The 12,261-nt window shown below is 29.4% G+C and carries 9 protein-coding genes, 1 pseudogene and 2 riboswitches; of the genes and pseudogenes, 8 read left to right on the top strand and 2 right to left on the bottom strand.

What is annotated here, in order from left to right; genetic code table 11:
- The first annotated feature begins 55 nt into the window (after window positions 1-55).
- From Q3223_RS11525 to guaA, 7 genes and pseudogenes are all read left to right on the top strand, one after another.
- Window positions 56-931 (top strand): DNA-3-methyladenine glycosylase, encoded by an 876-nt coding sequence (locus tag Q3223_RS11525; RefSeq protein WP_054275613.1) that lies wholly within the window; start codon window positions 56-58, stop codon window positions 929-931.
- An 18-nt stretch (window positions 932-949) separates the two neighbouring features.
- Window positions 950-2,440: a cardiolipin synthase gene (cls, locus tag Q3223_RS11520; RefSeq protein ID WP_054268758.1), complete on the top strand. Its 1,491-nt coding sequence runs from the start codon at window positions 950-952 to the stop codon at window positions 2,438-2,440.
- Between the two features lie 192 nt (window positions 2,441-2,632).
- Window positions 2,633-2,917, top strand: coding sequence for a co-chaperone GroES (groES, locus tag Q3223_RS11515; RefSeq protein WP_003420907.1), 285 nt, complete (start codon window positions 2,633-2,635; stop codon window positions 2,915-2,917).
- 32 nt (window positions 2,918-2,949) lie between these two features.
- Window positions 2,950-4,578 carry a chaperonin GroEL gene (gene groL / locus Q3223_RS11510; protein WP_054275615.1) on the top strand — a complete coding sequence of 543 codons (1,629 nt, stop codon included), beginning with the start codon at window positions 2,950-2,952 and terminating at the stop codon, window positions 4,576-4,578.
- Between the two features lie 164 nt (window positions 4,579-4,742).
- Complete coding sequence (gene larB / locus Q3223_RS11505; protein ID WP_054268761.1) at window positions 4,743-5,483, top strand: nickel pincer cofactor biosynthesis protein LarB; 741 nt, start codon at window positions 4,743-4,745, stop codon at window positions 5,481-5,483.
- Window positions 5,484-5,574: 91 nt separating this feature from the next.
- Window positions 5,575-6,758: pseudogene (gene larC, locus Q3223_RS11500) on the top strand (nickel pincer cofactor biosynthesis protein LarC).
- A gap of 59 nt (window positions 6,759-6,817) precedes the next feature.
- Window positions 6,818-6,919: riboswitch (purine riboswitch) on the top strand.
- 221 nt (window positions 6,920-7,140) lie between these two features.
- On the top strand, window positions 7,141-8,676 hold the full coding sequence (guaA, locus tag Q3223_RS11495; protein ID WP_054268764.1) for a glutamine-hydrolyzing GMP synthase: 1,536 nt from the start codon (window positions 7,141-7,143) through the stop codon (window positions 8,674-8,676).
- Between the two features lie 305 nt (window positions 8,677-8,981).
- On the opposite strand, the gene Q3223_RS11490 is transcribed toward guaA, so the two are convergent.
- A complete protein-coding gene (locus Q3223_RS11490) occupies window positions 8,982-9,158 on the bottom strand; it encodes a hypothetical protein (RefSeq protein ID WP_021382611.1) in 177 nt (58 codons plus the stop codon).
- A 53-nt stretch (window positions 9,159-9,211) separates the two neighbouring features.
- Window positions 9,212-9,308, bottom strand: a riboswitch (cyclic di-GMP riboswitch).
- Window positions 9,309-9,778: 470 nt separating this feature from the next.
- Between Q3223_RS11490 and Q3223_RS11485 the strand changes: the two genes are divergently transcribed.
- Entirely contained in the window at window positions 9,779-11,170 is a 1,392-nt protein-coding gene (locus tag Q3223_RS11485) for a metallophosphoesterase (RefSeq protein ID WP_074178101.1), read from the top strand.
- Window positions 11,171-11,322: 152 nt separating this feature from the next.
- On the opposite strand, the gene Q3223_RS11480 is transcribed toward Q3223_RS11485, so the two are convergent.
- Complete coding sequence (locus Q3223_RS11480) at window positions 11,323-12,195, bottom strand: LysR family transcriptional regulator (protein ID WP_284181518.1); 873 nt, start codon at window positions 12,193-12,195, stop codon at window positions 11,323-11,325.
- Window positions 12,196-12,261: the final 66 nt, after the last annotated feature.

Raw genomic sequence — 12,261 nt, 5'->3', positions numbered from 1 at the left:
TAAGTTTTTAAATAAATAGACAAAGCAAAAATATAAATATTAAGGAGATTTAGTTATGAATGTTTATGAAAAGGATAATGGAGTTATACTAGAAGGGGTAACAGATTTTGATCCAAAACATATATTTGAGTGTGGTCAATGTTTTAGATGGCACAAACAAGAAGATGACTCATACACTGGCGTTGCAAAGGGTAGAATATTAAATGTAAAAAAAGAAAATGATAAGATATATTTAAATAATACAAATTTAGAGGAGTTTAATAGTATTTGGTATAATTACTTTGATTTAGGAACTGATTATACAGAAATAAAAAATAAGCTAAAAAATATGGATGAATATTTAAATAAGGCTACTGAGTTTGGATGTGGAATAAGAATACTAAGACAAGATGGATGGGAAATGCTTATATCATTTATAATTTCTTCTAATAATAGAATTCCTATGATACAAAGAGCTATAGAAAATTTATCAAAAAAATTTGGCAAGTACATAGGTGAGTACGAAGGTAATGAATACTACGCATTCCCAACACCAGAAGAGCTAAATAAGGCTTCACAAGAGGAAATAAGAGCATGTCAAACAGGCTTTAGAGATAAGTACATAAAAAGTACTACAGAGGCGGTTATAGAAAATAATGATAAGGTATCTGAATATACAAATTTAACTACAGATGACTGTAGAAAAGAACTTTTAAAATTCAATGGAGTAGGACCAAAAGTATGTGATTGTATTGCATTATTTGGCATGCAAAAATATGATTCTTTTCCAGTTGATGTTTGGGTTAAGAGGGTTATGCAAGAGTTCTACATAGATGAAGATATGAGTCTACCTAAAATGAGAACTTATGGCATTGATAAATTCGGAGATATGTCTGGATTTGCTCAACAGTATTTATTTTACTATGCAAGAGAACTTGGTATAGGAAAATAAAATTAAGGGGGAGGAATTATGGGAGTAATAGGCACAATATTTCTGTTCTATTTAATTATATCATATCTAGCTGGAGCCATAATTTCTGTGATTATATTACTTGAAAATAGAGATCCTGCAAAAACCATGTCCTGGTTATTGATGTTTATTATATTTCCAGGAATCGGTCTAATTGTATATGCTATTTCAGGTAGAAATATTAGAAAGCGAAAATTATTTAAGACTCAAAAACTAGCTAACAATATAAAAGAAAAGAAACTTTTTGATACGTTAGAAAAGATAACAGAAATCGTTGAACTAGAAAAAGAATCTATAAAGCAAAATAAGCTTTTAAGAGACGAAGAAGATGGTAGTTACAGAAAAAGAGTAATAAATATGCTTTTAAAGACTGGTATGTTTCCATTTACTAAAAATAATAAAGTAGATGTCTTTGTAGATGGAAATGAAAAGTTTAAAAGGCTTATAGAAGATATAAGAGAAGCAAAAGACCATATCCATCTAGAGTACTTTATTATCAAAGATAGTGATATAGGTAGGGTGTTAAAAGAAGAGCTTATAAAAAAAGCCAAAGAAGGAGTCAAAATAAGAATTTTATATGATGATGTAGGATGTTGGAGATTTTGGTTTAATAGAAAATTCTTCCGAGAAATGAGAGAAGTTGGTATAGAAATAGCAGCATTTTTACCTACAAAATTTCCTATAATAGGAGGAAAATTGAACTATAGAAATCATAGAAAAATTGTTGTTATTGATGGAATAATTGGATATACAGGTGGAATAAATATAGGAGACGAATATTTAGGCAAAGATGATAAGTTTGGGTATTGGAGAGATACTCACATTAGAATTAAAGGTATTTCTGTATATATGCTTCAAATGACATTCTTGATTGACTGGTATTATACAACAAAAGAAGTTTTAGTAACTAAAAACTATTTTCCAAGTGTTGGAAATGTAGGCGAAAGTATGATACAGGTTGTTGCAAGTGGTCCAGATAGTGATTGGGAAGATATTCATTATGCTTATTTTTCTGCAATATGCCAAGCTAGGCAAAATGTTTATATAGAAACACCGTACTTTATCCCAGATGAGAGTTTACTAAAAGCTATAAAAAGTGCTGCACTTAGTGGAGTAGATGTTAGAATAATATTTCCAAAAATTGCAGACCACAAGATAGTAAACATAGCATCCTATTCCTATTTTGAAGAAATATTAAGAGCAGGTGGTAAGGTTTATTTATATAATAAAGGATTTATACATTCTAAAGTCGTAATAATAGATGATAAAATTGCTTCTGCAGGGACAGCTAATATGGATTTAAGAAGTTTTATGCTTAACTTTGAAGTAAATGCATTTATCTATGATGAAGAAGTTATTGGAGTAATGACAGATGATTTCTTTGAAGATTTAAGTCACTGTGAAGAACTTAATCTGGAGGTATTTAAGAATAGAAGTATTATACAAAAAATTAAAGAATCTGTAGCCAGATTATTTTCACCAATATTATAAAAAATTATTAAAAAAGGTATTGAAAATTATGTGTGATTGGTATATTATAATAATTGTTAGCACTCTATTGAATAGAGTGATAATAAATAAAAAGTATATATATAAATCTACATATAAAAGTAGTATTAATTTAAAAATAACTAAAAACATAGGCGAACTAGTCTATACTTAATATTTTAGGAGGCGTAAAGAATGAAAATAAGACCATTAGCTGACAGAGTAGTAATTAAAAAAGTAGAAGCAGAAGAAAAAACTGCAAGTGGAATAGTTTTACCAGGAGCAGCTAAAGAGCAACCTCAAATAGCTGAAGTTGTAGAAGTTGGACCAGGTGGAATAGTTGAAGGAAAAGAAATAAAAATGGAATTAACAGTAGGAGATAAAGTTATATTCCAAAAATATTCTGGAACAGAAGTTAAGATAGAAGGACAAGAGTATACAATACTAAGACAAAGTGATGTATTAGCTGTTATTGAATAAATATAGAATAAGTTTATTAGGAGGGGTTTAAAATGGCTAAAGAAATTAAATTTTCAGAGGAAACAAGAAGAGCTTTAGAAGCTGGTGTAAATAAATTAGCAGATACAGTAAAAGTAACATTAGGACCAAAAGGAAGAAATGTTATATTAGATAAAAAATTTGGTTCTCCACTTATAACTAATGATGGTGTAACTATAGCAAAAGAGATAGAGTTAGAAGATAGATTTGAAAATATGGGTGCTCAATTAGTTAAAGAAGTTGCAACAAAAACTAATGATGTAGCTGGAGATGGTACTACAACTGCTACAGTTTTAGCACAAGCTATAATAAGAGAAGGTTTAAAAAATGTAACAGCAGGGGCTAACCCAATATTATTAAGAAAAGGGATACAAAAAGCAGTAATAGTAGCAGTAGAAGAATTAAAAAATCAATCAAGAATAGTGGAAACACAAGAAGCTATATCTCAAGTTGCTTCTATATCTGCTGGAGATGAAGAAGTTGGAAAATTAATAGCAGAGGCTATGGAAATAGTAGGGAAAGATGGAGTTATAACTGTTGAAGAATCTCAAACTATGAATACTGAATTAGATGCTGTTGAAGGTATGCAGTTTGATAGAGGATTTGTTTCTGCATATATGGTTACAGATGTAGATAAGATGGAAGCAGTTTTAAATGACCCATATATATTAATTACTGATAAAAAGATATCTAACATACAAGAATTACTACCAGTTCTTGAGCAAATAGTTCAACAAGGTAAAAAATTATTGATAATAGCTGAAGATGTAGAAGGTGAAGCATTGTCTACATTAGTAGTTAATAAATTAAGAGGAACATTTGATGTAGTAGCAGTTAAAGCTCCAGGATTTGGAGATAGAAGAAAAGAAATGCTTCAAGATATAGCAATACTTACAGGTGCTCAAGTAATATCAGAAGAATTAGGTTATGATTTAAAAGAAGCTGATTTATCTATGTTAGGTAGAGCTTCATCTGTTAAAGTAACTAAAGAAAACACTACAATAGTAGATGGTTCTGGAGATAAAAAAGCTATAGAAGATAGAGTAGCTCAAATTAAACATCAAGTAGAGCAAACTACTTCAGATTTTGATAGAGAAAAACTAATGGAAAGATTAGCTAAGCTTGCTGGAGGAGTAGCGGTTATAAAAGTTGGGGCTGCTACAGAAGTGGAGTTAAAAGAAAGAAAGCTAAGAATAGAAGATGCTCTTAATGCAACTAGAGCAGCAGTAGAAGAAGGAATAGTAGCTGGTGGAGGAACTGCTTTTGTTAGTGTTATACCAGCAATAGGCACACTAGTTGATAGTTTAGAAGGCGAAGTTAAACTAGGTGCTCAAATAGTTAAAAAAGCATTAGAGGAGCCATTAAGACAAATAGCTATAAATGCTGGTCTTGAAGGTGCTGTAATTGTACAAAATGTTGTTAATTCTGAAGCAGAAACTGGATTTGACGCATTAAATGAAAAATATGTAAATATGATAGAAGCTGGTATAGTTGACCCAACTAAAGTTAGTAGAAGTGCTTTACAAAATGCTGCATCAATAGCAGGTACTTTCTTAACTACTGAAGCTGCTGTTGCTGACCTTCCTGAGAAAGAAGATGCAGGAATGCCAGGAATGGGTGGCGGAATGCCAGGAATGATGTAATTTAAAAAATTTAGAACATAAATCTTAATATAAAGAACTATTCTGACTTAGTTTTAATTTCTAAGTTGGAATAGTTCTTTTATGTATAAGTAATGTTACATAAATACTAATTGAGGTATAATTGTTATTAGATAAAAAATCAAAATTAAAAAGGATGCGAGATTATGGACTTAAGAAAGTTGCTTGAAGAAGTTAAAAATGAGAACATAGATATAGATGTTGCATTAGATAGATTAAAAGATTTACCATATGAAGACCTTGGCTATGCAAACATAGACCATCATAGAGAACTAAGAAATGGATATCCAGAAGTTATTTATTGTGAAGGAAAGAGTGACGAACATATTTTAGGAATTATTGATAAAATGAATCAAAAAGGCTCTAATATATTGGGGACAAGATGTAGAAAAGAAACGTTTATAAAAATTAAAGAAATATATAATCATGCTGAATATGAAGAGTTATCTAAAATTCTCAAAATTCAAAATCATGCTATAGAGAATATAGGAAAGGGCAAAATTGTGATTGCTACAGGAGGAACTTCTGATATACCAGTAGCAGATGAAGCATATTATACAGCTAAATTTCTGGGTAATGATGTTGATAGAATCTATGATGTAGGTGTGGCAGGTATACATAGGCTTTTAAATAAAAGACATAAAATAGATAGTGCTAGAGTAATAGTGGCTGTTGCAGGAATGGAAGGAGCTCTTGCAAGTGTAGTTGGAGGATTGGTTGATGTCCCAGTAATAGCTGTCCCAACTTCTGTTGGATATGGAGCAAATTTTGGAGGATTAGCAGCATTGCTGGCTATGTTAAATAGCTGTGCATCTGGAATATCTGTTGTAAATATTGATAATGGATTTGGCGCAGGATATTTAGCAGCAATGATAAATAAGCTATAATAAATAAAATATATTGATATAAATTAAACATAAATTATATAATAAAATCTAATTTCTATTATATTTTACTATTAAAATTGAGGAGACATATATGAGTGAAAAAATACTTTATTTTGATATAATAAGCGGTATATCAGGGGATATGACCCTTGCAAGTTTATTAAATTTAGGTGTACCTAAGGAAATTTTTTTGGAGGAAATTCATAAACTAAAAATGAGCGATGAATTTAACATAAACATCAGCTCAAAAAATGAGAATGGAATAGTAGGTACAAAAGTAGAAGTAATTGCAAAAGAAACACACACACATAGAAATTTAGTGGATATATTTGAGATTATAGATGAAAGTGGTTTAAATGAAAATGTAAAATCTAATGCAAAAAAAATATTTATGGTAATTGGCGAAGCAGAGGCTAAAGTTCATGGAACTACAATAGATAAGATACATTTTCATGAGGTAGGGGCTATAGATTCAATTGTGGATATAGTAGGAGCTTCTATATTAGTTGATTTACTTTGTATAGATAAAGTTTGTGCTAGTACAGTGACTGTTGGTTCAGGTTTTGCAAAATGTGAGCATGGAATTATACCTATACCTGCACCTGCAACTATGGAAATTTTAAAAGGTGTGCCAATTAAATTAAATAATGTAAAAGGAGAATGTACAACTCCAACAGGAGCTGCAATCATAAAAGTTTTATGTGATGAGTTTGTAGATGAGTTTGAATTTTCTCCAAAACAAATTGGATATGGTATAGGTCATAAGAAATTTGAAGTACCAAATATGTTGAGAACTGTATTAGGTGAAAAAAAAAAGAAGAATTAATTTATGAAATTAGTGCAAACATTGATGATATGTCTTCAGAAATCTATTCTTATTTGTATGAAAAAGTATTAAATGAGAAAGCATTAGATATTTATACAGAGAGCATTTATATGAAGAAGAATAGACCTGCAACAAAAGTATCAATTTTATGTAATGAATCAGATTTAGAAAAATTTATTAAAATATTACTTTTAGAAACTAGCACATTTGGAGTGCGATATAATTCCTACAATAGAGAAATTCTAGATAGAAAATTTGTAAAATTGGATACAAAATATGGAGTAGTTACAGTAAAATTAGGATATTATAAAGATAAACTAATAAAGGCTACTCCAGAATACAATGAATGTAAAACTATAGCAAAAAATGAAGATATTCCTATAAAAAAAGTGTTTGCTGATATAAATTTTAGAATAAAAGAAGAATTTAGTGAAAACTTATTGACATAAGCAATAAATTTTGATAAATTAATACTCAGCTTTATTAAATAAAAGCAAACAGAAAAAAATATATAAAATATAAACTCACTCGTATATGCTCAGAAATATGGTCTGAGAGTCTCTACCAAGATACCGTAAATATCTTGACTATGAGTGAAATTATTATACCAAAAGACCTAGTTAAGTAAATGTGTAGGCTGAGTTATACTCCCTATGTGTTGGCTATAAGATAAAGGGCATTTTGGAAGCCTGTATAGTAATTTCACTTTTGTTAGAAATTATGGAAGTTACTATACAGGTTTTTTGTGTAAAAAGATTTAATATAATTTAGACTGTATTGTGTTAAAATAAATATATAAAAACTATATTATACAAGGAGAGATGTAAATTTATGAAACATGAATTAGTACTTGTAATAGATTTTGGAGGACAATATAATCAGTTGATAGCTAGAAGAGTTAGAGAAAACAACGTATATTGTGAAATACTTCCATGTACTGCAAGCATAGAAAGAATAAAAGAAAAAAATCCTAAAGGGATAATATTTACAGGTGGACCAAATAGCGCATATTTAGAAGATTCACCAACAATATCAAAAGAAATATTTGAACTAGGAGTTCCAATACTTGGAATATGCTATGGTATTCAAATAATGTCTCATGTGTTAGGCGGAGTTGTAAGAAAAGGTAATAAACAAGAAAAAGAGTATGGAAAAACGGCTATAACTTATGGAAAATCATCATTATTTGAAGGTATAACTACAAATAGTGTATGGATGAGTCATACAGATTTAATAGAAAAAGTTCCAGAAGGATTTAATATAGTTGCAAATACTAACGATTGTCCAGTAGCGGCTATGGAAAATGTAGAACGAAATTTATATGGAGTTCAATTCCATCCAGAAGTAGAACACTGTTTAGAAGGCGATAAGATACTTACAAATTTCTTATATAATATTTGTAAGGTAAAAGGAGACTGGACTACAGATTCATTTATAGAAGATAAGATAAAAGAATTAAAAGAAAAAATAGGTGATAAAAAAGCTTTATGTGCTTTAAGTGGAGGAGTTGATTCTTCTGTTGCTGCAGTTCTTATTCATAGAGCAATTGGGGACAATTTAACTTGTATATTTGTTGACCATGGATTACTTAGAAAAAATGAAGGAAATGATGTAGAAAGAATATTTAGAGAAAAATTTGATATAAATCTAATAAGAGTTAATGCAGAAGATAGATTCTTATCTAAGTTAAAAGGAGTGTCTGAGCCAGAAGCTAAGAGAAAAATAATAGGTGAAGAATTTATAAGAGTATTTGAAGAAGAATCAAATAAATTAGGAAAAATGGATTTCTTAGTTCAAGGGACAATCTATCCAGATGTTATAGAAAGTGGACATGGAAATGCTGCTACAATAAAATCTCATCACAATGTTGGTGGAATTCCAGAAGATGTAGACTTCCAAGAAATTGTAGAACCATTAAGAGAGTTATTTAAAGATGAAGTTAGAAAAATAGGATTAGAGCTTGGTATAGAAGAAGGATTAATCTTTAGACATCCTTTCCCAGGGCCAGGTTTAGGAATAAGAGTTATAGGTGATGTAACTAAAGAAAAATGTGACATCTTAAGAGAAGCTGATGCTGTTTATATGGACGAGCTTAGAAAAGCAGGTCTATATAGAGAAATATGGCAAGCTTTTGCAACATTACCAGATGTTAAAACTGTTGGAGTTATGGGAGATGAAAGAACATATGCTTATCTAGTTGGTTTAAGAGCAGTTACTTCTTCTGATGGAATGACTTCTGACTGGTATAAGATGCCTTATGATGTATTAGAAAGAATTTCTAATAGAATAATAAATGAAGTTGATGGAGTAAATAGAGTAGTTTATGATATAACCTCTAAACCACCAGGGACTATCGAGTGGGAATAATAAATAAAAAAGCTATAAACTTTGTAATTACAAGGTTTATAGCTTTTTAAATTTATCTAATAATAAACTTACCTAGACTTGTTTATCTATATTAATCAAATTTATTTAAATAATAGATTTTCAAATCCTTTTATTATTTCTTCGATTTCATCACTACTTAATTTATAATAAATTTGTCCAGATTTTTTTCGATATTGACCAAGTTTAATTGTAGTAGAACTAATATATGATATTAAAATTTTTTACTATAAGATTATTTAAATGTAGATAAAACTAAAAAGGTCTTTCTAGAAAATAAAACCTACCTAATTATACTTACTTACCAATATCATCACCTGATGTAGGCAAGATTCTACCACATTTTCTCCGTACTCTAGTATAAAATCATCTAGTTGTGTATCTATAAAATCACAATAATCATATGGACTACCAATATAAGCAGTCAATATATGTGTACATCTATCCATTTTATCTCCAAACATAATATATTTATCCCCCTAAAAAACTTTCATGAAAAACAAAAAGAATATATCTTTTTGGCAACTGGCTGACATAACTTATAATTGATTTTATAAGTCTTAGTCCCTATAGCTTTGCGTCACTAAATTTCTCTAGCTTTGCCGATTTAGTTTTATTCTACAACTACAATAATACAACAGAATTAGTTATTATTCAACATGATTATTTGAAAATTGAATAAATTTATGCATATTAATGTTATTTTACTTCAAAAAATGGACTAGACGTGTTGATTAAGTTAAATTGAGAAGATGGCATAAATTAGAGTAAATAGAAGTAGTTAATAAATTAAGTAGATAGAAATTAGGTAATTTTGGGATATATTGTAGAGGAGATGAGCTAAACTTGACAGTGATAAGCATATAAATTATACTTATTAGCAACGATTGGATAATGTTGAAAACGATATTAAGTAAGATAAGATAAAGGAGATTGGATATTAAGTTATCAAGTTTTTTATTTTTTAACATTTTATGTATATGAAAATAAATATGATTTCTGTACATAATGTATTAATATTAATACTATAGAATAACTTGGTAGTTAGTATATTAAAATGAATATTTTAGAATATGGAGGGATTATGAAAAATAAAACAATTATAGTAGTTACTTTTCTATTTGCAGCACTTATGTCTGGGTGTGCCTCAAAGAAAACAACAGAAATAAATGTGTTAGCGACTACTGATTTACATGGTGTGATACCTTATGAATTAACTTCTTATGTAAAAGAAGAAAGAGAAAAAGATAAAAATCTAACTTTAGTAGATGCTGGAGATTTTTTTGATAGTGGGGAAGTATCAGGTAGCAGTATGAATGATTATTTTAGCGCTAGACAAAAAAATAATGATGGAGGTTCTGAAAGTTATATTGAAACACCTATTTCAAAAGATATGAAAGAAGTAGGTTATGATGTTGCAGTTCTTGGTAATCATGAATTCATATCTAATAATAAATTCTATTTAGATAATATGATATCTGATTTTGAAAAACAAAAGATAAATATATTATCAGCAAATACGTATAAGAAAAATGGAGAAAATTATACGAAACCATACATAATAAAAAATATTAATACGCCTGAAGGAAATGTAAAGCTTGGGATTTTAGGGCTTACTATAAAAGAAGTTGGTGAGAGAAAACAATGGAAAGATGGAGCGCTTGTAGATACTAAATCATTAGAGTTAAAAGACCAAGAAGGATATAATGGTGAACTGTATATGAATGATTTGGTAGAAGATGCTAAAAAATGGGTTAATATAATGAAAAAAGAGAAACCTGACATCATAGTAGCTGTTGCACATACAGGTGAAAAACCTAAAAAACCTAGAAACCCAGGAAATAGAATACAAGACTTAGCGCAACAAGTTGATGGAATTGATGCTATAGTTGCTGGACATAATCATGTTCAAATTGAGCAGCATGATTATAAAAATGAATCAGGGGAAAATGTTATAGTTACTGAACCAGGGAAACATGGAGAATGTATTTCTAAGATTAATTTTAAATTAGAGAAAAATAATGACAAATGGAATGTGGTTGATAAAGCTAGTAAATTAGTTAAATTTGAAAAAAATCAAGAAGATGAAAAATTTGGAGAGTTCATTTCTTCAGTTAATAAAGTCAGTAAAGATAAGAGCGAGATAAGATTATCAGAAGTAACGACTCCTGAATGGGATAAAATATATGTTTTTAAATCTGGGACATCCGCAGAGGATATATATAAAACAGTAGGATATAAATGGAGGAATATATCATCTCCAAAGGGTGATGGCATGGTACAGATTGTTGTAATGAACAAAGATAAGCCTGTTACCTATCTATGTGCAGAATCTGAAGTTATGCCACTTAATATAAAATATGATGAATCAGAGTATAAAGATAATGTTGTGACTATTTATCCTAACAAAAATGATAAGTTTAGAGTTGAGAGAGGTAAAAAAGAATATATTATTAATTTAAAACATATACAATAGAGACTATCATCTTATTTCAGTTTAGATGATGTCTAAAATAAAGTGTGTATTTATTCTAGATAATGATGATAATTAAAATATCACAATATCAAAGAATAGTACACACTTTTTTCATTTAACAAAAATTGATGTTAAGAAATTAAATCTTTAAACTAAAGTATATTGGTTATATTGTCTAATATTATTTTCAAAGGTTGTGTGATATTTTTATCTTTATGTAAGATTGCTAACATTTTATTTTCCATATCTGTACCATTTAATTTAATCAATCGTAATTTATTATGTAATAGAGAATCTGATAATAAATTTTCTGGTAAAATGGTTATACCCAATCCTGCCTCTGCGGCTTTAATAAGTGCAAAAGAATTAACACTTTCCCAAACGGGATAAGCTTTTTGGTTGGAAAGAGATAATACACTATCTAAAGTATCACGAATAGCACTTCCTTTTTCACGCAACAACAATGGAAATGTGCATAATTGGTGTAGAGATAGTACCTGTTCTGATAAAGGAAAAGTTGGAGCACATGCAACACATAATTTATAGGAGCCTAATAGAATTGTGCGAAATGCCCCTTGTGGTTCTATACCTTCCCAAAAAGCTATATCGGCTTCTCCACTTTTTAAAATGTCCATAGCTGAATTAGCACTTTCAACACGTACATTCGCTTTAAGAGATGGAAATGAATTCTTCAATCGACTTAAGATTGGTGGAAGTAAAAAAGAAGCAATTGTAATGCTAGATACAATATTTATGGGTGTACTTTCCTCTAAATGGCTAATTCTCTTATCTAAATTGCGACAAGCGGTTAGTATACTGCGTGCTTCTTCTAAAAGAGAAATACCACAACTAGTCAAACATACTCCTCTTGGAAATCTATCAAATAGTGCCGTGCCAGCCTGTTGTTCAAGTTCAGCTATAGCATGAGATACTGCAGATTGTGTAATATGTAATTTTTTTGCAGCACCTGTGAATGTTCCTGTTTGCTCAATTGCTTCTAAAATCTCTAAATATCTTATGTTCATAATAAATATCCTCACTAGACATGAATAAAATTAATTGATTCTATTAAATTCTATCATTTTACAGAT

Source organism: Clostridioides sp. GD02367, from assembly GCF_045900275.1.
Taxonomy (GTDB): Bacteria; Bacillota; Clostridia; order Peptostreptococcales; family Peptostreptococcaceae; genus Clostridioides; species Clostridioides difficile_A.
Note: the sequence above shows the minus strand (reverse complement) of the source record. Positions and strands in the feature narration are given on the sequence as shown.

What these genes read in the sequence shown, in the direction of transcription:
- cls (WP_054268758.1), top strand. Translation starts at nt 950, where the DNA reads ATGGGAGTAATAGGCACAATATTTCTGTTCTATTTAATTATATCATAT.
- guaA (WP_054268764.1), top strand. Translation starts at nt 7,141, where the DNA reads ATGAAACATGAATTAGTACTTGTAATAGATTTTGGAGGACAATATAAT.
- Q3223_RS11485 (WP_074178101.1), top strand. Translation starts at nt 9,779, where the DNA reads ATGAAAAATAAAACAATTATAGTAGTTACTTTTCTATTTGCAGCACTT.
- Q3223_RS11525 (WP_054275613.1), top strand. Translation starts at nt 56, where the DNA reads ATGAATGTTTATGAAAAGGATAATGGAGTTATACTAGAAGGGGTAACA.
- groL (WP_054275615.1), top strand. Translation starts at nt 2,950, where the DNA reads ATGGCTAAAGAAATTAAATTTTCAGAGGAAACAAGAAGAGCTTTAGAA.
- Q3223_RS11490 (WP_021382611.1), bottom strand. Translation starts at nt 9,158, where the DNA reads ATGTTTGGAGATAAAATGGATAGATGTACACATATATTGACTGCTTAT.
- groES (WP_003420907.1), top strand. Translation starts at nt 2,633, where the DNA reads ATGAAAATAAGACCATTAGCTGACAGAGTAGTAATTAAAAAAGTAGAA.
- larB (WP_054268761.1), top strand. Translation starts at nt 4,743, where the DNA reads ATGGACTTAAGAAAGTTGCTTGAAGAAGTTAAAAATGAGAACATAGAT.
- Q3223_RS11480 (WP_284181518.1), bottom strand. Translation starts at nt 12,195, where the DNA reads ATGAACATAAGATATTTAGAGATTTTAGAAGCAATTGAGCAAACAGGA.